Source organism: Streptomyces abyssomicinicus (genome assembly GCF_008974245.1).
GTDB lineage: Bacteria > Actinomycetota > Actinomycetes > Streptomycetales > Streptomycetaceae > Streptomyces > Streptomyces abyssomicinicus.
In genome coordinates this window covers 312,229-333,407 of sequence record NZ_BBZI01000006.1, presented here as the reverse complement: position 1 = coordinate 333,407, position 21,179 = coordinate 312,229, and the positions used below count along the sequence as shown (strand labels likewise).

The following is a 21,179-nucleotide window of genomic DNA, read 5'->3' as shown; positions in this document are numbered from 1 at the left end:
ATCCGGGCAGGAGTGGAATTGTCAAGCGCGCGGTCGAACAAGCAAGGGCAGGACACCGGGGACGACCTCGAACTGCGCGGCGAACAGGAATTCGTCGACGGCCTCTACGGGCGGATCGAGGCACTGCGGGACGAGGCGGAGGCCGCCGTGCGGGAGGCGCTGGGCCGGGGGGCCACCCCCATGCAGGCCCGGCTGGAACGCGACATCCTGGTCGCCGAACGCTCCGGCATGCTCGCCGTGCTGGACGCGGTGGAGGGCTCGCTCTGCTTCGGCCGGATCGACCTGACCGACGGCGTGACCCATCACATCGGCCGCGTCGGCATCCGGGAGGACGACGCCGAGCGCACGCCGCTGCTGATCGACTGGCGGGCGGACGTGGCCCGCCCGTTCTACCTGGCCACCGGGCACACCCCGATGGGGCTGCGCCGCCGGCGGCACATCTCCAGCCAGGGCCGCAGGGTCACCGCCGTGCACGACGAGATCCTCGACCTCGGCGACACCACGCGCACCGGCCACGAGGACCCGACCGGCGACGCGGTGCTGCTGGCCGCCCTCAACGAGGCCCGCACCGGCCGGATGGGCGACATCGTGCGCACCATCCAGGCCGACCAGGACCGCATCATCCGCGCCCCCCACCAGGGCGTGATGGTGGTCGAGGGAGGCCCCGGCACCGGCAAGACGGCGGTCGCCCTGCACCGGGCCGCCTTCCTCCTCTACGAGCACCGCGAGCTGCTGGCGCGGCGCGCGGTGCTGATCGTCGGCCCCAACCCGGCCTTCCTCGGCTACATCGGCGAGGTGCTGCCCTCGCTGGGCGAGACGGGCGTGCTGCTGGCCACCGTCGGCGAACTCTTCCCCGGCGTCCACGCGACGGCCGCGGACAGCCCGGCCGCGGCCGCGGTCAAGGGGCGCGCGGAGACGGCCGAGGTGCTGGAGCGGCTGGTCCGCGACCACCAGCGGCTGCCGGACCCGGTGCTCGCCGTCGAGCACGACCGTCAGGTGGTGATGCTCGACGAGGGCCTGGTGCGGGTCGCCCGCGACCGGGCCCGGTCCACGGGGCTGCCGCACAACCTGGCGCGGGAGTACTTCGAGGGCCACCTGCTCAACACGCTCACCGAGCTCGTCGCCGAGCAGATCGGCACCGACCCGTACGACGGGTCCAACCTGCTGGACGACAGCGACATCTCGGCGATCCGCGACGAGCTGGCGGAGAACCCGGCGGTGTGGGACGCCATCGACGAGCTGTGGCCGGTGCTCACCCCGCAGCAGCTGGTCGCCCGGCTGCTGGCCGAGCCGGACGGCTACCTGGAGCCGCGGGACGCCGACGCGGTGCGGCGGCCGGTGACCACGGAGTGGACCGTCGCGGACGTGCCGCTGCTGGACGAGGCCGCCGAGCTGCTGGGCGAGGACGACCGGGCGGCGCGGGACCGGGCGGCACGCGAGCGGCAGGCCCGGATCGCCTACGCGCAGGGCGTGCTGGACGTCGCCTACGCCTCCCGGACGTACGAGTTCGAGGACAAGGACGACGAGGACGCCGAGGTGCTCGGCGTGCAGGACATCATCGACGCGGAGCGGTTCGCCGAGCGGCACGAGGAGGCCGACCACCGCAGCGCCGCGGAGCGGGCCGCCGCGGACCGCACCTGGGCGTTCGGGCACATCATCGTGGACGAGGCGCAGGAACTGTCGCCGATGGCCTGGCGGCTGCTGATGCGGCGGTCCCCGACGCGGTCGATGACGCTGGTGGGCGACCCGGCGCAGACCGCGGAGGCGGCGGGGGTTGGGTCCTGGGAGGGGATCCTGCGGCCATACGTCGAGGACCGGTGGACGCATACCCGGCTGGCAGTGAACTACCGGACGCCGGCCGAGATCATGGATGTCGCGGCGGCGGTGGTGCGGGCCGAGGTGGCGGGCTTCGAGCCGCCGCGGTCGGTGCGGGAGACGGGGGTGCGGCCGTTCGCCGTCGCGGCGGGCGGTTCCGGCGAGCTGCCGGGAGTCGTCGCCTCGGTGGTGGGCGACCTCACGCCCGAGGAGGGGCGCCTCGCGGTGATCGCGCCTCGGAAGCTGCACGGGGAACTGGGGGAGGCCCTCGGGGTTCCGGTCACGGCCCTGCCGGATCTGACCCGGCAGGTCGTGCTGGTGGACCCCCGCGGGGCGAAGGGGCTGGAGTTCGACGCCGTGGTCGTGGTCGAGCCGGCCGCGTTCGGGGTGAGCGACCTGTACGTTGCGCTGACCCGTGCGACCCAGCGGCTCGCGGTGGTGCACGCCGCGCCGCTGCCGGACGCGTTGGCGCGGTCGGAGGCGCTCGACCGGAAGTGACCGACCACGCCCGGACGGGGGCGGGGCGGAGGCACGGCCCGGGGTCGCGCCCCCGCCCTCCCGCCCCGGGGAGGCTCAGTCCTGCCGGTGGCGGGCGTAGTGGCGCCGCACCTTGGCGCGGTTGCCGCAGCCGGACATGGAACACCAGCGGCGGGTCCCGTTCTTCGAGACGTCGTGGAAGTGCAGTACGCACGCCGGGTTGGCGCATGCCCGGATGCGGTCGGGCCGGTCCGCCAGGAGGCGCAGCCAGTCGGCCGCCGCGGCCCAGGCCGGAAGCCACTCCGGCTCGTCCACCTCGACCGTGGTGCCGGGGCCGTCCACGCTCAGGACGCGGCGCAGACGGCCGTGCGCCAGCACCTCGTTGAGGGCGGCGACCGCCTCGGGGGACGGGTGCGCGGGATCGGCCGCGGCCAGGTCCAGTGCCGCCCGGGCGGTCAGCAGGGCAGCGCGGGTCGTCTCGCCCGGCGGAACGGCCGCGCCGTCGAGACGGGTCGTCTGCGAGGCCAGCCAGATACCCGTGCCGGCCGGTCCGTCCAGCAGGTCGTGGAAGCCCTCCTCGTCGATCCAGCGGGTGTTGAGCAGGTCGACGGCGAGCGGTTCGCCGGTCAGCGGCCGGGGGTCCGACGGTGGCACGCCGGCCAGGTCGTCCTCGCTCGTGCCCACGGTCGACTCCTTCGCGTCTCGGGCCCTCAGGCGTCCACGAGCATAACCGGTCATCCGCACATGACCAGTTGACCCCTCGCTGACTAACCGTTAATTTTGATTTCAGTGGTTACGAGATCGGCTCGGAACCTCGTACGGAGGCGTGTGATCGAGCATGGGAAAGTTCAAGAGCCTGCAGACGGGTCACGTCGCACTGAACGTCACCGACCTGGAGCGGTCCCTCGGGTTCTACCGGGAGCTCTTCGGTCTCGACGTGCTGGAGGACGGCAAGGACGGAGACCGCCGCTGGGCCCTGCTCGGCCGTGACGGCCGCCTGCTGGTGGCGCTGTGGGAGCAGAGCGAGGCGGCCTTCGCCACCGACCGCGCGGGCCTGCACCACCTGTCCTTCCAGGTGGAGACCGTCGAAGAGGTCCAGGAGGCCGAACAGGCGCTGCGGGCCCTGGGCGCCGAGTTCGCCTACGAGGGTGTCGTCCCGCACGGCGAGGGCGCGGCCTCCGGCGGCATCTTTTTCACCGACCCGGACGGCATCCGGCTCGAGATCTACGCCCCCACCGGTGCCGACCCGTCCGCCGCCCCCGTCGCGGGCGCGCCGACCTGCGGGTTCTTCTAGACGGCTCCCGCCGGGCGCCGCCCGCGCCCGGCCCGCACCGTCACCCGGCCCACCCACCTCAGGCTCCGGCCCCTCGACGCACGGAGCCCGGGCCGTCAGGGCGTTCCCGCCCGGCGGCCGGAAAGGAAGACGTGTCCACCTATCACCCGGGCGAACTCGCGGTGCAGGAGCGTGCGGGACTCGCCACCCAGGCGGCGTTCTCCCTGGGCGGCATCGGTGACACCGTCCCGCCCGTGGCCCGCGAGTTCCTGGCCGGACAGCCGATGATCGTGCTGGGCGCGGCGGACGAGAGGGGCCGGATGTGGGCGACGCTGCTCACCGGGCCCGAGGGGTTCCTGCGGTCTCCCGATCCGGGAACCCTGGTCGTCCACGCGCCGCCCGCGCCGGGGGACCCGCTGGCCGCCGCCTTCGTGGACGGCCGGACGGTCCGGGCCGGCCTCATCGCCGTCGAACCGGCGACGCGCCGCAGGATGCGGCTCAACGGCCGTGCCCGGCGGGACGGCGACGAGATCCGGGTCGCCCTGGACCAGGTGATCGCCAACTGCCCCAAGTACCTGCAGAGGCGTCAACTGGAGAGCCGCGCGAGCGCCCGGCCCCACGGAGCGGTCACCACGGCCGCGCTCGGCGCGGCGCAGCAGGCCGCGATCGTCGCCGCCGACACCTTCTTCGTCGCCACCGCCTCCGTGCGCGGCGACGCCGACGCCTCGCACCGGGGCGGCAACCCCGGCTTCGTCCAGGTGCTGTCGCCCACCCTGCTGCGCTGGCCCGACTACGTGGGCAACGCGATGTTCCTGACGCTCGGGAACCTCCACCTCAGGCCGGAGGCGGGGCTGCTGTTCCCGGACTGGGAGACCGGTTCGCTGCTCCACCTGACCGGAGCCGCCCGCACCGTGTGGGACGAGACCGAGACGGTCCGGCACCCGGGCGCCCAGCGGCTGGTGGAGTTCTCCGTCGCCGAGGTGCGTGAGGTGGCGGACGGCTCACCGCTGCGGTGGTCGAAGCCGCAGTACTCCCGCTTCAACCCGTGACCCCGCCCCGTCCCCGTACCACTCCCTCACCAGCCGCCCCCTCCACCGACCGGAGTCACCGTCATGCGCGTCACCGTGGACATGGACCTCTGCCAGAGCCACGGGCAGTGCGTCTTCGCCGCCCCCGAGATCTTCGCCTTCGACGACGAGGAGAACCTCGTCCACCAGGAGCACCCGGACGAGGCGGAGCGGGAGCAGGCCGAACGGGCCGCGGCCCTCTGCCCCGTACGCGCGGTCACCGTCGCGCCCGCCCCCTCCCCGGCGGCGCCCTGATGCGCGCACCGCACCGGGTGGTCGTCGTCGGCGCCTCGCTGGCCGGGCTGAGCGCGGCGCGGACGCTGCGGGCCGAAGGCTGGACGGGCTCGCTGACGGTCGTCGGCGCCGAACCCCACCTTCCCTACGACCGCCCTCCCCTCTCCAAGGAGGTGCTCGCGCGCGAGGAGGAACCCGAGCTTCCCCGACTGCCCCTCCCCGCCGGTCCGGACGCCCGGTGGCTGCTGGGCCGCCGGGCCGTACGCCTGGACACCTCCGAACGCCGCGTCACCCTGTCGGACGGCACCGGACTCGCCTACGACGGACTGGTGATCGCCACCGGCGCGCACGCCCGCACCCCGCGAGCCGGCGGCCCCGCGCCGCCGGGAGTGTTCACCCTGCGCGGCTGGGACGACGCGCTCGCCGTGCGGGCCCGGCTGGGGGCGGGACGCTCCCTGGTGGTGGTGGGCGGAGGCTTCCTCGGAAGTGAGATCGCCGCGGCGGCCCGGGCGCGCGGTACGGCCGTCACCCTGGTGGAAGCCGCGGAACAGCCGCTGACGCGCGCGCTCGGCCGGGTGGCGGGCGCCTACGTCGCGGGCCTGCAGGAGGAGGCCGGGATCACCGTGCGCACCGGCACCCGGGTCACCGGGTTCCGCACCGCTCTTGGCGGAGGGCTGTGCGCGGTGGAGCTCACGAACGCCTCCGCGGTTCCCGCGGACACCGCGGTCGTCGCGCTCGGCGGGGTCCCGGCCACCGACTGGCTGGCGGGCTCCGGTCTCCTGCTGGACCAAGGCGTCTGCTGCGACCCCTTCCTGCGCGCACTGCGCGGCGACGGCTCACCGGCTCCCGGCGTGGTCGCGGCAGGGGACGCGGCCAAGGTGCCGTACGCCCTGGCCGGCGGGAGCCGGGTGACGACGGGGCACTGGGCCGACGCCCTCGCACAGGGCGCGGCCGCCGCGTCGACCCTGCTGCACGGGGAGACGGCCGGCCCCTACGACACCGTGCCGTCCTTCTGGGCAGACCTGCACGGCGCCCGGTTCCGCTCGGTCGGTCTCCCCTCCCTGGCGGACGAGGCGACCGTCCTCGAGCACGACCCGGCGGGACGGCGGCTGGAGATCGCCTACCACCACCGGGGCAGTCCGGTCGGGGCGCTGACGGCCGGCCGGACCTCCCGCCTGGCCGCCTACCGCGCCGAACTGGCCTCCGCCGCACGGTCGGCCGGGGTCTGCGCCGCCGCGCCGTCGGCGGGCACCCGGACGGGCTGACGGAACACCCACCGGGCACGTACGGCGGAGTGCCTGCCGGGAACGGCGCGGGGGCCCGTACCGCCACCCGCGGTACGGGTCCCCGCCGTGCTCAGTGGGCCGGGGCCGAGCTCACGCCGGGGACAGCCACACCGTGGAGAGCGGCGGCAGGGTGAGGCGCAGGCTCGCCGGGAGGCCGTGCCACGGTTGGGGTTCCGGCTTCAGCGGGCCGGACCCGCACAGGCCGGACCCCCCGTACCGCTGCGCGTCCGTGTTGAGGACCTCCCCCCACGCGGGGACGTCGTCCGGGACGCCCACCCGGTAGTCGTCCCGCACCACGGGGGAGAAGTTGCAGACCGCCAGCAGCGGTGAGCCCTGCGCGTCGAACCGCAGGAACGCCAGCACGTTGTCCGCCGCCCCGTCCGCCAGCACCCACCGGAACCCGTCCGGCGCGATGTCCCGCTGCCACAGCGCGGGCGTCCGCCGGTACACCGCGTTGAGGTCGCCGACCAGCTCCCGCACGCCCCGGTGGTCGGCCGCCGCCCCGTACGAGGGGTCGAGCAGCCACCAGTCCGGCCCGTGCGCCTCCGACCACTCCGCGCCCTGCGCGAACTCCTGGCCCATGAACAGCAGTTGCTTGCCCGGGTGGGCCCACATGAAGCCCAGGTAGGCCCGCAGGTCGGCCCGCTGCCGCCACCAGTCGCCCGGCATCTTCGACACCAGCGACCGCTTGCCGTGCACCACCTCGTCGTGCGAGACCGGCAGCACGTAGTTCTCGCTGTAGGCGTACACCATGGAGAAGGTGATCTCGTCGTGGTGGTACGCGCGGTGCACCGGGTCGTGGGCCATGTACTGCAGCGAGTCGTGCATCCAGCCCATGTTCCACTTCAGGCCGAAGCCGAGGCCGCCGAAGCCGGACGGGCCCACGTGGTGGGTGGCGCGGGTGACGCCGTCCCAGGCGGTGGACTCCTCGGCGATCGTCACCACGCCCGGCACCCGGCGGTAGACGGTCGCGTTCATCTCCTGCAGGAAGGCCACCGCGTCCAGGTTCTCCCGCCCGCCGCGCTCGTTGGGCGTCCACTGCCCGTCCTCGCGGGAGTAGTCCAGGTAGAGCATGGAGGCGACGGCGTCGACCCGCAGGCCGTCGATGTGGAACTCCTCGCACCAGTACACGGCGTTGGCGACCAGGAAGTTGCGCACCTCGCGCCGCCCCAGGTCGAACTCCAGGGTGCCCCAGTCGGGGTGGGCGGCCCGCTTCGGGTCGGGGTGCTCGTAGAGGGGACGGCCGTCGAACTCGGCCAGCGCCCAGGCGTCGCGCGGGAAGTGGGCCGGCACCCAGTCCATGATCACGCCGATGCCGGCCCGGTGCAGGCTGTCGACCAGATGCTTGAAGTCGTCCGGGGTGCCCAGACGGGCGGTCGGGGCGTAGAAGCCGGTGACCTGGTACCCCCAGGAGCCGCCGAACGGGTGCTCGGCGACCGGCATCAGCTCGACGTGGGTGAAGCCGAGCTCCGCCACGTACGCGGGGAGCTGCTCGGCGAGCTGCCGGTAGGTGAGCCCCGGCCGCCAGGAGGCCAGGTGGACCTCGTAGACGGAGAACGGCGCCTCGTGCGCGGGGAGTTCACCGCGCCGGGCCAGCCACTCCTGGTCGCCCCACCGGTACCCGGAGGTGGTGATCACCGAGGCGGTGGCGGGCGGGCACTCGGTGCGGCGGGCCATCGGGTCGGCGCGCAGGGTGCGGGTGCCGTCGGGGCGGGTGATCTCGAACTTGTAGAGCTCGCCCTCGCCGATCGCCGGCACGAACAGCTCCCAGACGCCGGAGCCGCCCAGCGAGCGCATCGGGAACCCGGTGCCGTCCCAGAAGTTGAAGGTGCCGGTGACCCGCACCCCGAGGGCGTTGGGCGCCCACACGGTGAAGCGGGTGCCGGTGACGCCCTGGTGGGTCATGGGGTGGGCGCCCAGGGCCTTCCAGAGCTCCTCGTGGCGTCCCTCGCCGATCAGGTGCAGGTCGAGGTCGCCGAGGGCGGGCAGGAAGCGGTGGGCGTCCTCGGTGTCGTGCGTACCGCCGTCGTAGCCGACCAGGAACCGGTGGGCGGGGACCGCCTCGCCCGCGGGCGCCGGGAGACGGCCGGAGAAGAGGCCGTCGCCGTCGTCGTGGAGTTCGGCCCGCAGCCCCTCGGCGACCACGGTGACGGAGCGGGCGTGCGGGCGCAGGGCGCGGATCACCAGGCCGCCGTCCACCGGGTGCGCGCCGAGCACGCCGTGCGGGTCGTGATGGGTGCCGGCCAGCAGCCGCTCACGGTCCTCGGGGGAGCAGGGCGCGGGCACCACGGTGGGCGGCGCGGGCGGCCGCCGCGCGGCGGGCGGCGGCCCGTCCACCGGGGTGCGCTGCTGAGGCGGCCGGGCGGCGGGCGTCCTGCGGACGGCGGCCGCCCGTTCCCTGCCGCCGGCGGCCGGACGGGCGGACGGTTGGCTGGGCTTCACCACAGGAGCCTCCTCGGAGGGGAACACTGACGGTCCGACGTGTGGAGCGGTACCGGATCACGGCGGTACGGATCACGGCGGTGCGGATCACGGCGGTGCGGATCACGGCGATACGGGATCACGGCGGTACGGCGGCGGGCGCGCGCCCGGTCGCGCGACCGGGGGCGGGGCCCGGCCGCGCGGCTCACGGCACGGTCCCGGCGGCTCCGGCGGACAGGCGCCGTATGGCGGACAGCGGCACCCGCAGCCAGTCCGGCCGGTGCCGGGCCTCGTACACCACCTCGTAGACGGCCTTCTCCGTCTCGCAGGCCCGCAGCATCACCGGATCGGTGCGCGGGTCCTGGCCGGTGGCCTCCGCGTAGCCCGTGCAGAACGCGGCCCGGCAGGCGTCGGCCCAGCCCGGCGGCCAGGGACGCCCGGCGTGCGCCGCGTAGTCGAAGGAACGGAGCATCCCCGCGACGTCGCGGACGGCCGGCTGCTCCAGGCGCCGCTCGGCCAGCGGGCGTGACGGCTCGCCCTCGAAGTCGATCAGCGACCACTCGCCGTCGGGGGTGCGCAGGCACTGGCCGAGGTGGAGGTCGCCGTGGATCCGCTGGGCGGTCCAGGTGCGGCCCTCCGAGGCCAGGTCGGCCAGCGCGGTGTAGGCGGAGCGCAGCCCGTCGGCGTAGGGGACCAACGCGGGGACCGCCCGGACCGCGTCGTCCAGGCGTCCGCACATCCCCTCGACCATCTGCGAGAGCTGGGCCCGGCCCAGGGTGACCGTGGGCAGCGCCCGGGCCAGGGAGAGATGCACCTCCGCGGTGGCACGGCCGAGGGAGCGGGCCTCGGTCGTGAAGTCCCGGTCCTCGGCGAGGCGTGCCAGCGCGAGCTGCCAGCCGTCGTCGGCGCCGCGCAGGAAGGGCTGGAGGACGGCCAGCAGGTACGGCTCCGGCTCGCCGGGCAGGCCGGCGGTGAGCCAGCCGGCCGGCGCGGGGACCCGGGAGCAGCCCTCGCGGGCCAGGGCGAGCGGGAGCTCCAGATCGGGGTTGACGCCGGGGGTGACCCGGCGGAGCAGCTTGAGGATCAGCGATTCGCCGTAGACGACCGAGGAGTTGGACTGCTCGGAGGTGATCAGCCGCGGCACGGCGTCCAGGGGTAACGGTTGCTCGCCCTCCCGTTCGAAGCGCAGTCCGCCGACCCGGGCGCGGCTGCGCAGCGCCTCCAGCAGCAGGCCGGTCGCGCGCGGGTCGTGCAGCGCGTCGTAGACCGTCGCGCCGGCGAACGGGCCGTGGCGGAGGTGGCCGACGAGGGCGGGCGCCAGGTGGGGCGGCAGGGTGCGGCGCACACCGAGCAGCAGCTGGTAGCAGTCGCCGGGGGTCCGGCCGGCGCGGACCAGCAGGTGCACCAGCCCCGGCTGGTTCCCGGAGGCGGGCAGTGGCAGCAGCTCCGTCTCGGTCACCACCGAGACGTGGGAGAGCGGGCTCCCCTTGCCGGCGAACCAGCGCCGGCGTGGCAGCCACTCCAGGAGCAGCGGTTCCAGCGAGGCGGGCAGGGGCGGCCCGGGCACGGCGGAGCGGGCGGGGGCGTACGGCGAGGCTTCCGACATGACGTCGCGTCCTTTCCCCTGGGGGACGGGGGAGCGGGTGCTTTCGCGTGCCCGTCGCGAGGCGGCCGAAACCGCCTCACGACGGACCTGTCCGGTTGTGCCCGGTCCTCCTACGCCGGGTCCCTGCGCAGGCGGAACCAGTAGAAGCCGTGGCCCGCCAGGGTCAGCAGGTACGGCAGCTCCCCGATCGCCGGGAAGCGCACCCCGCCGATCAGCTCCACCGGGTGCAGGCCGGTGAACTCCCGCAGGTCCAGCTCGGTGGGCTGGGCGAAGCGGGAGAAGTTGTGCACGCACAGCACCGTGTCGTCCTCGTACTCGCGCAGGAAGGCGAGCACCGCCGGGTTCGAGGAGGGGAGTTCGGTGTACGCGCCCAGACCGAAGGCGGGGTTCTGCTTGCGGATCTCGATCATCCGGCGGGTCCAGTGGAGCAGCGACGAGGGGGAGCTCATCGAGGCTTCCACGTTGGTGACCTGGTAGCCGAAGACCGGGTCCATGATGGTCGGCAGGTACAGGCGGCCCGGGTCGCAGGAGGAGAACCCGGCGTTGCGGTCCGGGGTCCACTGCATGGGGGTGCGCACGCCGTCGCGGTCGCCGAGCCAGATGTTGTCGCCCATGCCGATCTCGTCGCCGTAGTACAGGACGGGCGATCCGGGCAGGGAGAGCAGCAGCGCGGTGAAGAGCTCGATCTGGTTGCGGTCGTTGTCGAGGAGCGGCGCGAGACGGCGGCGGATGCCGATGTTGGCCCGCATCCGCGGGTCCTTGGCGTACTCCGCGTACATGTAGTCGCGTTCCTCGTCGGTGACCATCTCCAGGGTCAGCTCGTCGTGGTTGCGCAGGAAGATGCCCCACTGGCAGTTCTGCGGGATGGCCGGGGTCTTCGCCAGGACCTCCGACACGGGGTAGCGCGACTCGCGCCGGACGGCCATGAAGATGCGGGGCATGACCGGGAAGTGGAAGGCCATGTGGCACTCGTCGCCGCCGGCGGAGTAGTCGCCGAAGTAGTCGACGACGTCCTCCGGCCACTGGTTGGCCTCGGCGAGCAGCACGGTGTCCGGGTAGTGCGCGTCGATCTCCTTGCGCACCCGCTTGAGGAACTGGTGGGTGGCCGGCAGGTTCTCGCAGTTGGTGCCCTCCTGCTGGTACAGGTAGGGCACCGCGTCGAGGCGGAAGCCGTCGATCCCCAGGTCCAGCCAGAACCTCAGCGCGGAGACGATCTCCTCCTGAACGGCCGGGTTCTCGTAGTTGAGGTCCGGCTGGTGGGCGAAGAACCGGTGCCAGTAGTACTGCTTGCGCACCGGGTCGAAGGTCCAGTTGGAGGTCTCGGTGTCGACGAAGATGATCCGGGCGTCCTGGTACTGCTTGTCGTCGTCGGCCCAGACGTAGTAGTCGCCGTAGGGGCCGTCGGGGTCCTTGCGGGACTCCTGGAACCACGGGTGCTGGTCGCTGGTGTGGTTCATGACGAAGTCGATGATCACGCGCATGCCCCGCTGGTGGGCGGCGTCGACGAACTCCACGAAGTCGGCGAGGTCGCCGAACTCCGGCAGCACCGAGGTGTAGTCGGAGACGTCGTAACCGCCGTCACGCAGCGGCGACTTGAAGAACGGCGGAAGCCACAGGCAGTCCACGCCGAGCCACTGGAGGTAGTCCAGCTTGGCGGTGATGCCCTTCAGGTCGCCGACGCCGTCGCCGTTGGAGTCCTGGAAGGAGCGGACCAGCACCTCGTAGAAGACGGCGCGTTTGAACCAGTCCGGGTCCCGGTCACGGGCGGGGGTGTCTTCGAAAGTGTCCGGGACGGGCTCGTTGACGATCATATGGCGGGTGACCCTCCGATCTGCGGTGAGGACGGTCGCAGGGCGTCGCCGCCACCGGCGCCGACGGTCAGCACATGTGCTCCCCCGGGCCCGAGGCGTACGTAGGCGGCCCTGCCCCAGTGATAGGTCTCACCGGTGAGCTCGTCGCGCACCGGTACCGACTCGTGCCACTTCAGGCCGAGTTGCGGCATGTCCAACGACACCGTGGCCTCCTGGGTGTGGTGCGGGTCCAGGTTCGCCACCACCAGAACCGTGTTCGATCCGTGCCGCTTGGAGTACGCGATCACCTCGTCCTTGTCGGCGTGGTGGAAGCGCAGGTTGCGCAGGTGGCGCAGGGCGGGGCTGGCGCGGCGGATCGCGTTGAGCCGGGCGAGCAGCGGGGCGATGGTGCGGCCCTCGCGCTCGGCGGCCTCCCAGTCACGCGGCCGGAGCTGGTACTTCTCCGAGTCCAGGTACTCCTCGCTGCCCTCCCGCACGGGCGTGTTCTCGCAGAGTTCGTAGCCGGCGTAGACGCCCCAGGTGGGGCCGAGGGTGGCCGCCAGGACGGCCCGGACCTCGAAGGCGGGACGGCCGCCGTGCTGGAGGTAGCCGTGCAGGATGTCCGGGGTGTTCACGAACAGGTTGGGCCGCAGGTAGGCCGCCGACTCTCGGCTGAGCTCGGAGAGGTGTTCGGTGATCTCCTCCTTCGTGTTCCGCCAGGTGAAGTAGGTGTAGGACTGCTGGAACCCGGTCTGGGCGAGGGTGCGCATCATGGCGGGGCGGGTGAAGGCCTCGGCCAGGAAGATCACGTCGGGGTCGGTGGCGTTGACCGTGCCGATGACCCGTTCCCAGAAGACCACCGGCTTGGTGTGCGGGTTGTCCACGCGGAAGATGCGGACGCCGTGCTCCCTCCAGAACCTCAGGACACGGACGGTCTCCTCGACCAGGCCGTCCATGTCCCGGTCGAAGGCGATCGGGTAGATGTCCTGGTACTTCTTCGGCGGGTTCTCCGCGTACGCGATCGACCCGTCGGGACGGTGGTGGAACCAGTCGGGGTGCTTCTCGACCCAGGGGTGGTCCGGTGAGCACTGGAGGGCGAAGTCCAGGGCGATCTCCAGGCCGTGCTCCGCGGCCTTCGCCACGAAGGCGTCGAAGTCCTCGATCGTCCCGAGGTCCGGGTGGACCGCGTCGTGGCCGCCCTCGGGCGAGCCGATCGCCCAGGGGACGCCGACGTCCCACTCGTGGGCGGACAGGGTGTTGTTGGGGCCCTTGCGGTGGGTCCGGCCGATGGGGTGGACCGGGGGCAGGTAGACGACGTCGAAGCCCATGGCGGCGATCGCCGGGAGGCGTTCGGCGGCCGTCGCGAAGGTGCCGCTCACCGGCGGACCGTCCTCGGGCACGACCGCGCCTTCGGAGCGGGGGAAGAACTCGTACCAGGCCCCGTACAGCGCCCGTTCGCGCTCCACCAGCAGCGGCAACGGTGCGCAGGCGCCGACCAGTTCGCGCAGCGGGTGGCGTGCGAGGACCTCGGTCACCTCCGGGGCGAGGGCGGCCGCCAGGCGGGAGGCTACCGGTCGGCGCTCGTCGCGCAGCGCGGCCACCGCGGTCAGCACCGCCTCGCGGGCGGGACCGTCGGGGACGTTCCCGGCGGCGCGTTCGTGGAGCCGGGCGCCCTCCTCCAGCACCAGGTGGGTGTCGATGCCGGCCGGGACCTTGATGCCCGCGGCGTGCCGCCAGGTGCCGACGGGGTCGCTCCACGCCTCGACGGTGAAGCTCCACCGCCCGGTGCGGTCCGGTGTGACGGTGGCGGCCCACCGGTCGGTGCCGGGGGCGACCTCGCGCATCGGGGTCCACGGGCCCGGGCCGCCGTCGGGGTCGCGCAGCACCACGTTGGCGGCGACGGCGTCGTGGCCCTCGCGGAACACGGTCGCGGTGACCTCGAAACTCTCGCCGACCACCGCCTTGGCGGGGCGCCGCCCGTCGGCGACACGGGGCCGCACGTCCTCCACGGGGATGCGCCCCACGGTCACCGCGGGGGCGGCAGCCGGGGCGGACGCGGGGGAGGTCACCGGGGTGGTCGCGGGGCGGAGAGCGCCGGCGGCCGCCTTGTCGGCGCCCTTGCCGGGCGCCTCGCGGGTCCGCTGCTTCTTCTTCGCCGACCCCTTGCCGGCGGACCTGCCGGTGGTTTCCTTCGCGGCCTTGGCGGCGGCCTTGGCGGCGGGCCTGGCGGAGGGCTTCGCGGCGGCCTCGGCGGCGGCCTCGGCTGCTTCGTTCGCGGCCTGGGCGACGGGCGTGTGGGCGGGCCCGGCCCCGGTCCGGTCCGCCGGGTGGGCCGAGGGCGTGGCCGCTGCCGTGACGGCGGGGTCGGCCGGGACCTCGTCCGGAGCCTGGGCGGCGGGCGTCGTAGGTGTCCGGGGCGGGTCGTCGGCGCCGGGCCGGGCGGGTGTCCCGGCCGGCCTCACCGCGCTGGTGGTACCGGGGGAGCCGGAAGCCGTACGGGCGGCCCCCGGGGCCCCCGCGCGGCCCTCGCCGGGATGGGCGCTCGCCCCGGCCTCCGCCGCACCGTCACCGGCCGGGGCGTGCTGCGGGGCGGGATCGTCGGGCGGCGTCGCGCCACCGGCGCGCGGCGGCGGGGTGTGCGCCGGGGCGGAGCCGTCGGACGCCGCGGCGCCGCGGGGTGGCTGCGGACGTGGGCGGGCTGCTGCGTCCGGCTCCGTGGTACGGGCCGTCGGACGATGTGTGGCGGGCATGACCACTCCTCCGCGTCAACGTGGGTGGGCGGATGGGGAGATGTGGGGAGGCGGTTCCCGCGAGAGCCACCGAAGGGGTACCGGGGGAGCCTTCCCACCCTCTTCGGGTGAGCAATCCGGCGCTTTGTTAACTACTCATGCGTATCCGGGAGCACAAGACCGGACTCATGCCCGATCGAGACGAGACGGACTTGTACGTCGTTCGTCGTATTCCCGTCCTGGCGCCGGGTATTTCACCCGCACGCCCCGCGCGTCGTGGCACGTCGTGCCGCGCCGTGCCCCGCGTGCTCCGGCGGCACGCCGGAAAGCCGCGCGCCGTGGTTGATCCGGCTCCGCGCGGATACCGTCTGGGGTGACGACGGGGACACATTCGTACGGATGTGTCCCTCCTCCGCACGCCCAGCCGAGGTGGAAACGTGAAGGCGATCCGTCGATTCACCGTCCGACCCGTCCTCCCCCAACCCCTCCGCCCGCTCAGCGATCTGGCGCGAAACCTGCGCTGGTCGTGGCACGCCGGGACCCGTGACCTCTTCCGGTCGGTCGATCCCGAACGCTGGGCGGCCTGCGGCGGCGACCCGGTGCGTCTGCTGGGCAGCGTCCCGCCGGCCAGGCTCGCCGAACTCGCCCAGGACGCCGAGTTCACGGCCCGGCTGACCGCGGTCGCCGAGGACCTCGCCGAGTACACCGGGGGCCCGCGCTGGTACCAGGAGCAGTCCGACGGCCTGCCCGCCGCCGTGGCCTACTTCTCGCCCGAGTTCGGCATCACCGCCGCCCTCCCGCAGTACTCCGGCGGGCTCGGCATCCTGGCGGGCGACCACCTCAAGGCCGCCTCCGACCTCGGGGTCCCGCTGATCGGCGTGGGGCTGCTCTACCGGCACGGGTACTTCCGCCAGTCGCTCTCCCGCGACGGCTGGCAGCAGGAGCACTACCCGGTGCTCGACCCCAACGAGCTGCCCCTCACCCCGCTCGCCCGCGCCGACGGCACGCCCGCCCACGTCTCGCTCGCCCTGCCCGGCGGCACCTCGCTGCGGGCCAGGATCTGGCTCGCCCAGGTCGGCCGGGTGCCGCTGCTGCTGCTCGACTCCGACGTCGAGGACAACGGGGCCGGCGAACGCGGCGTCACCGACCGGCTGTACGGCGGGGGCAGCGAGCACCGGCTGCTGCAGGAGATGCTCCTCGGCATAGGAGGTGTCCGGGCGGTACGCGAGTACTGCGAGCTCACCGGCCACCCCCGGCCCGAGGTGTTCCACACCAACGAGGGTCACGCCGGATTCCTCGGCCTGGAACGCATCCACGAACTCGTCACCGAGGGACTGGACTTCGACGCCGCCCTCGAGGCGGTCCGGGCCGGCACGGTCTTCACCACCCACACCCCCGTGCCGGCCGGCATCGACCGGTTCGACCGCAACCTGGTCGCCCGCCAGTTCGGGCAGGACGGCGAGCTGCCGCGGATCGACGTCGACCGGGTGCTCCGGCTGGGTGCCGAGACCTACCCCGGCGGCGACCCGGGCGTCTTCAACATGGCGGTGATGGGCCTGCGCCTGGCCCAGCGGGCCAACGGCGTCTCGCTGCTGCACGGCCGGGTGAGCCGGGAGATGTTCGCCGGACTCTGGCCGGGATTCGACCCCGAGGAGGTGCCGATCACCTCCGTCACCAACGGCGTCCACGCGCCCACCTGGGTGGCCCCCGAGGTGCTCCGGCTCGGCGCGCGCGGCGTCGGCGAACGGCGGGCCGAGGACGCGCTGAGCGTCGGCGGCTCCGAACGGTGGGACGGTGTGGCGGAGATCTCCGACGAGGAGATCTGGGAACTGCGCCGGTCCCTGCGCGGACAGCTGGTGGAGGAGGTCCGGCGGCGGCTGCGCGAGGCCTGGCGGCAGCGCGGCGCCGGGGACGCCGAGCTCGGCTGGATCGACGGCGTGCTCGACCCCGACGTGCTGACCATCGGCTTCGCCCGCCGCGTGCCGTCCTACAAGCGGCTCACCCTGATGCTGCGCGACCACGAGCGGCTGCGGTCGCTGCTGCTGCACCCCGAACGGCCGGTGCAGCTGGTGGTGGCGGGCAAGGCGCACCCGGCCGACGAGAGCGGGAAGCGCCTGATCCAGGAACTGGTGCGGTTCGCCGACGACCCACGGGTGCGGCACCGGATCGTCTTCCTGCCCGACTACGGCATGGGCATGGCGCAGAAGCTGTACCCGGGCTGCGACATCTGGCTGAACAATCCGCTCCGCCCGCTGGAGGCGTGCGGCACCAGCGGCATGAAGTCGGCGCTCAACGGCGGCCTCAACCTCTCGGTGCTGGACGGCTGGTGGGACGAGTGGTACCAGCCGGACTTCGGCTGGGCGATCCCCACCGCCGACGGCACCGGGACCGGCCCCGAGCGGCGGGACGACCTGGAGGCCGCCGCCCTGTACGACCTGCTGGAGCGGCGGGTCACGCCCCGGTTCTACGAGAAGGGCGGCTCCACCCAACTGCCCGACCGGTGGATCGAGATGGTCCGGCGGACCCTCACCCACCTGGGGCCCAAGGTGCTGGCGGGTCGGATGGTGCGCGAGTACGTGGAGCGCCTCTACGCGCCCGCCGCGTGCTCGCACCGGACGATGACGGCCGAGGCGGCGCGCGAGCTGGCGGAGTGGAAGGCGAGGGTCCGCGGTGGCTGGCCGGCCGTCCGGGTGGGCCATGTGGAGACCTCGTCCGCCGCCAGCACCGCGGAACTCGGCGCCACCCTGACCCTGCGGGTGCGGGTGGGGCTCGGCGGACTCGCCCCGGAGGACGTGGAGGTCCAGGCCGCCGCGGGCCGGGTCGACGCGGAGGACCGGCTCACCGCCCCCACCACGGTCCCGCTGAAGCCGGTGTCCCACGGGCCGGACACGGAGGGCGACCGGGTCTACGAGGGCCCGCTGACCCTGGACCGGACGGGGCCCTTCGGGTACACGGTGCGGGTGCTGCCCGCGCACCGGCTGCTCGCCTCCGGCGCGGAGCTGGGCCTGGTCGCCCTGCCGGCGGAGGAAGTGGTCGAGGCGGCGGGCGTGCTCATGCGGTGACGGCGGCCGCGGTGCTCATGCGGTGACGGCGCCCGACGCGCGGCCCCGGGGTGTACGGCCCCGGGGCCGCGCGGCGCCGCGTCAGAACTCCGCCGGAGGGTCGGCGAGGCGGCGCAGCACCACCCCGCACCGTCGCGCGTAGGCGTGCTGGAAACCCCGGGTCGCCGGGCCGCCCGCCTTGGCGTACCACTTGGCCGGCCGGGAGAACGCGGTGACCGTGAGCCAGACCGTGCCGTCGCCGGTGCGGTTGACCACGAAGGCCTCCTCGCCGGACTCGGGGTGGCCGGGCAGGGTGCCGTACGCCCAGCCGGCGCGGCGCGGCTCGTCCGCCGTCCACACCACCCGGCACGGAGCCTTCACGATGCCGGCCAGGGTCACCGTGACGTCGACCCCCGGTGCCGCGCGCTCGGCGGAGGCGGTGACGCCCACCCCCATCTCCCGGTGCATCCGCCAGGTCATCAGCGCCTCGGCGGCACGGCGGAACACGTCCTCGCCCTCTCCGATCCGGGCGCGCTCGTGCAGGGAACGGAAGCCGGGCGGGCAGGGGACGCCGCCGTCGCGCGTGGCTCCGACGTCCTCGTAGGTGAACGACATGAGGCCCAAGACTAAGCGGCACCCGGGGGCTCGCGCCCTCCAGGTGCCGCTCATTCGTTCGAGAGGTCAGGCCGCGCCCGACCGGGTGGACGTCACTTGACGTTGACCGCCGCCCAGGCCGAGTTCACCGCGTTGTACTCCGCGCTGCCCGAGCCGTACAGGGCGGTCGCCGCGTTGAGCGTGGCGGTGCGGGCGCCCGCGTACTTGGTGGTGGAGGTCATGTACGTGGTGAGCGCCTTGTACCAGATCTGGAGCGCCTTGGCGCGGCCGATGCCGGTCACCGCGGCGCCGTCGTACGTCGGCGAGTTGTAGCTCACGCCGTTGATCGTCTTGGCGCCGCTGCCCTCGGAGAGCAGGTAGAAGAAGTGGTTGGCGGGGCCGGACGAGTAGTGCACGTCCACCCTGTTGGTGCTGGTGGACCAGTAGTCCTGGGAGGCGCCGTCCTTGCTCGGCTTGTCCATGTAGCGCAGCGGCGTGCCGTCGCCGTTGATGTTGATCTTCTCGCCGATGAGGTAGTCGCCCACGTCGGTGGCGTTGGCGGCGAAGAACTCGGTGCCGGTGGCGAGGATGTCGGAGGTGGCCTCGTTCAGGCCGCCGGACTCACCGCTGTAGTTGAGGCGGGCGGTGACCGAGGTGACGCCGTGGGTCATCTCGTGGGCCGCCACGTCCAGCGAGGTCAGCGGGTGGGTGTTGCCCGAGCCGTCGCCGTAGGTCATGCAGAAGCAGGAGTCCTGCCAGAAGGCGTTGACGTAGGAGCTGCCGTAGTGGACCCGCGAGTAGGCGGCCTTGCCGTCGTTCTTGATGCCGCTGCGGTTGAAAGTGCTCTTGTAGAAGTCCCAGGTCTTCTGGGCGCCGTAGGCGGCGTCCGCGGCGGCGGTCTGGTCGGTCGACGAGCTGGAGGCGGCGCCGGTGCCCCAGACGTCGTCCGCGTCGGTGAAGAGCGTGCCGGTGCCGGAGGTGGAGCGGGCCAGGTTGTACGTCTTGTGGCCGCCACGGGTGGAGTCGGTCAGCTGGTACGTCGAGCCGGAGAGCGTGGTGTTCAGGGTGACGCTGCCGGAGTACAGAGTCTTGCCGGTGCCGGTGTGCACGCCCTGGAACTCGTGGATCTTCTCGCCGGTGGCGGCGTCGGTGATCACGTGGAGCTCGTTGGGGGTGCCGTCGGACTGGAAGCCGCCGATCACCGTCTCGTAGGCGAGTCTGGGCTCGCCCTCGGCGGCCCAGACCACCTTGCGGGAGTTCTCGACGGCGGACTTCTCGGCGCCGGAGGCCTCGGATGAGGTGAGCGCCTGGCGCTCCGCCTTGCCGGCGGTGACCTCGGCGGTCAGGTCGGCCTTGATCTCGGCCTTGGTGGCCTTGGTGACGCCCTGCCGCTCGCCGGACGGCGAGGTGTGGACGACCAGGTCGCCGCCGAGGACCGGCAGGCCCTGGTAGGTGCGCTCGTAGCGGGTGTGCAGCGAGCCGTCGGCGTCCTGGACGACGTCGCGGACCACCAGCTTCTCCCCGGTGGCCAGGCCTATCGCCTTGCCGGTGTCGGCCACGCGGCCCTCCGCCGCCTTCAGCAGGGCGGTGCGCGCGGCGGGGGAGAGCTGCACCGGCATGGCGGCGGGGACGGCCGCGGCCTGCGAGGGGGCCGGCGTGGTGTCGGGGGCGCCGGAGGCGGTGCCGGCGGTGATCAGCAGGGAGCCTGCGGCGAGCGCGGTGGCGACGGCCAGCGCGGGGCGCCGGTGACGCGCGTAGAGAGCGGACACGCGATCTCCTTGGGTGGGGGTCCGGGCGGAGTCGGGGGCCTGCCCGGAGGTGGTCTGGTGGGGAGGTGCTCGGTGCGTTCGCTCGGCGCGTCCGCACTGCTGACGAACTGTTGCACCGAGGCGCACACGTGTCATGACCACGCCGTGAGGTTGACCGGAAGTTGACAGGTGCATGAACGTTACGTGCGAGTAACCGACGCCGTGGAGCGGTAAAGCGACAACCAAGGGAAGGGTCGTCCCGCGTAAAGGAAGATCAAAGAACGCGGCCGCGGGTTCCGGCCCGACGCCTGGCACGCCCGGGTGACGGGGCGGTCGGTGGTCAGGAGCCGGCAAAGCGGCCGGAGGGAGGCGTCCGGGGGAGTCCGTCCGGAGGAGGTTGGCGGAAAAGTGACGCAACCCCGGTGGCGGTCGGGCGGCGCGGGGCGGGGATACTGGCCGGCATGCGTGCCGACTTCGACCCGGGGACCACCGGTTCCGGCGACTTCTACCGTCTGCTCACGGCGGTGGTCGTACCGCGGCCCATTGCCTGGGTGTCCACCCTGTCGGCCGACGGGGTGGCCAACCTGGCGCCGCACAGCTTCTACACGGTGGCGAGCACCGAGCCGCCGGTGGTCCAGTTCACCTCGGTGGGCGCCAAGGACACGCTGCGGAACGTACTGGCCACGGGGGAGTTCGTGGTGAACCTCGCCGCCGAGGACCAGTTCGCGGCGGTCAACGACACCGCGACGGACTTCCCGCCCGGGCTCGGGGAGTTCGCGGCGGTGGGGATCGCACCGGAGCCGTCCGCGACGGTCGCGCCGCCCCGGGTGGCGGGCTCGCCGGTGGCGATCGAGTGCGGGCTGCACGACACGGTGGTCGTCGGGAACTGCACGGTGGTGTTCGGCCGGGTGCGGCATGTGGCCGTCGCGGTGGAGGCGCTGGACGAGGGCGGGCGTCCGGTGCTCGGTCGTCTGCGGCCGTTGTCGCGTCTCGGCGGGGACGAGTGGGGGGCGACGTCCGTCGTCCACGACCGGCGGAGGATCCGGTACGAGGAGTGGCGCGGCGGGCGGCGGACCGACGGCTGAGGCGGGAGGGGCG

At 73.6% G+C, this 21,179-nt stretch carries 14 protein-coding genes; 7 read left to right on the top strand and 7 right to left on the bottom strand.

The genetic code is table 11. The annotated features are described in order from the left end of the window. Nucleotides 1-12 precede the first annotated feature (12 nt). Nucleotides 13-2,313, top strand: a complete 2,301-nt coding sequence (locus tag GBN72_RS08920; protein ID WP_439959743.1) for a HelD family protein — start codon at nt 13-15, stop codon at nt 2,311-2,313. A gap of 75 nt (nt 2,314-2,388) precedes the next feature. Here the strand turns inward: GBN72_RS08920 and GBN72_RS08915 are convergent, their stop codons facing one another. Further along, complete coding sequence (locus GBN72_RS08915) at nt 2,389-2,955, bottom strand: CGNR zinc finger domain-containing protein (protein ID WP_439959759.1); 567 nt, start codon at nt 2,953-2,955, stop codon at nt 2,389-2,391. Between the two features lie 175 nt (nt 2,956-3,130). Between GBN72_RS08915 and GBN72_RS08910 the strand changes: the two genes are divergently transcribed. From GBN72_RS08910 to GBN72_RS08895, 4 genes are all read left to right on the top strand, one after another. Then, nucleotides 3,131-3,586 carry a VOC family protein gene (locus tag GBN72_RS08910; RefSeq protein WP_151771173.1) on the top strand — a complete coding sequence of 152 codons (456 nt, stop codon included), beginning with the start codon at nt 3,131-3,133 and terminating at the stop codon, nt 3,584-3,586. A 131-nt stretch (nt 3,587-3,717) separates the two neighbouring features. Beyond that, on the top strand, nt 3,718-4,614 hold the full coding sequence (locus GBN72_RS08905) for a pyridoxamine 5'-phosphate oxidase family protein (protein WP_151771172.1): 897 nt from the start codon (nt 3,718-3,720) through the stop codon (nt 4,612-4,614). 63 nt (nt 4,615-4,677) lie between these two features. Next, entirely contained in the window at nt 4,678-4,887 is a 210-nt protein-coding gene (locus tag GBN72_RS08900; RefSeq protein WP_151771171.1) for a ferredoxin, read from the top strand. Then, nucleotides 4,887-6,131, top strand: coding sequence for an NAD(P)/FAD-dependent oxidoreductase (locus tag GBN72_RS08895; RefSeq protein WP_151771170.1), 1,245 nt, complete (start codon nt 4,887-4,889; stop codon nt 6,129-6,131). The genes GBN72_RS08900 and GBN72_RS08895 overlap by 1 nt, the downstream gene beginning before the upstream one ends. A 111-nt stretch (nt 6,132-6,242) precedes the next feature. Here GBN72_RS08895 and glgB read toward each other — a convergent pair whose 3' ends face one another. From glgB to GBN72_RS08875, 4 genes are all read right to left on the bottom strand, one after another. Next, complete coding sequence (gene glgB, locus GBN72_RS08890) at nt 6,243-8,597, bottom strand: 1,4-alpha-glucan branching enzyme (protein WP_439959742.1); 2,355 nt, start codon at nt 8,595-8,597, stop codon at nt 6,243-6,245. A 181-nt stretch (nt 8,598-8,778) separates the two neighbouring features. Further along, entirely contained in the window at nt 8,779-10,179 is a 1,401-nt protein-coding gene (locus tag GBN72_RS08885) for a maltokinase N-terminal cap-like domain-containing protein (protein WP_151771169.1), read from the bottom strand. A gap of 110 nt (nt 10,180-10,289) precedes the next feature. Continuing rightward, nucleotides 10,290-11,990 (bottom strand): maltose alpha-D-glucosyltransferase, encoded by a 1,701-nt coding sequence (treS, locus tag GBN72_RS08880; RefSeq protein WP_151771168.1) that lies wholly within the window; start codon nt 11,988-11,990, stop codon nt 10,290-10,292. Next, nucleotides 11,987-14,038 carry an alpha-1,4-glucan--maltose-1-phosphate maltosyltransferase gene (locus GBN72_RS08875; protein WP_151771943.1) on the bottom strand — a complete coding sequence of 684 codons (2,052 nt, stop codon included), beginning with the start codon at nt 14,036-14,038 and terminating at the stop codon, nt 11,987-11,989. The genes treS and GBN72_RS08875 overlap by 4 nt, the downstream gene beginning before the upstream one ends. A 1,097-nt stretch (nt 14,039-15,135) precedes the next feature. Here GBN72_RS08875 and GBN72_RS08870 point away from each other — a divergent pair. Continuing rightward, nucleotides 15,136-17,760 carry a glycosyltransferase family 1 protein gene (locus GBN72_RS08870; RefSeq protein ID WP_151771167.1) on the top strand — a complete coding sequence of 875 codons (2,625 nt, stop codon included), beginning with the start codon at nt 15,136-15,138 and terminating at the stop codon, nt 17,758-17,760. Between the two features lie 81 nt (nt 17,761-17,841). On the opposite strand, the gene GBN72_RS08865 is transcribed toward GBN72_RS08870, so the two are convergent. Continuing rightward, nucleotides 17,842-18,354: a DUF1990 domain-containing protein gene (locus GBN72_RS08865; protein WP_164540512.1), complete on the bottom strand. Its 513-nt coding sequence runs from the start codon at nt 18,352-18,354 to the stop codon at nt 17,842-17,844. Nucleotides 18,355-18,446: 92 nt separating this feature from the next. Further along, a complete protein-coding gene (locus tag GBN72_RS08860; protein ID WP_151771165.1) occupies nt 18,447-20,102 on the bottom strand; it encodes a M4 family metallopeptidase in 1,656 nt (551 codons plus the stop codon). A 440-nt stretch (nt 20,103-20,542) separates the two neighbouring features. Here GBN72_RS08860 and GBN72_RS08855 point away from each other — a divergent pair, with 440 nt between their 5' ends. Continuing rightward, complete coding sequence (locus GBN72_RS08855) at nt 20,543-21,166, top strand: flavin reductase family protein (protein ID WP_151771164.1); 624 nt, start codon at nt 20,543-20,545, stop codon at nt 21,164-21,166. Nucleotides 21,167-21,179: the final 13 nt, after the last annotated feature.

What these genes read in the sequence shown, in the direction of transcription:
- GBN72_RS08900 (WP_151771171.1), top strand. Translation starts at nt 4,678, where the DNA reads ATGCGCGTCACCGTGGACATGGACCTCTGCCAGAGCCACGGGCAGTGC.
- GBN72_RS08895 (WP_151771170.1), top strand. Translation starts at nt 4,887, where the DNA reads ATGCGCGCACCGCACCGGGTGGTCGTCGTCGGCGCCTCGCTGGCCGGG.
- treS (WP_151771168.1), bottom strand. Translation starts at nt 11,990, where the DNA reads ATGATCGTCAACGAGCCCGTCCCGGACACTTTCGAAGACACCCCCGCC.
- GBN72_RS08865 (WP_164540512.1), bottom strand. Translation starts at nt 18,354, where the DNA reads ATGTCGTTCACCTACGAGGACGTCGGAGCCACGCGCGACGGCGGCGTC.
- GBN72_RS08885 (WP_151771169.1), bottom strand. Translation starts at nt 10,179, where the DNA reads ATGTCGGAAGCCTCGCCGTACGCCCCCGCCCGCTCCGCCGTGCCCGGG.
- GBN72_RS08855 (WP_151771164.1), top strand. Translation starts at nt 20,543, where the DNA reads ATGCGTGCCGACTTCGACCCGGGGACCACCGGTTCCGGCGACTTCTAC.
- GBN72_RS08910 (WP_151771173.1), top strand. Translation starts at nt 3,131, where the DNA reads ATGGGAAAGTTCAAGAGCCTGCAGACGGGTCACGTCGCACTGAACGTC.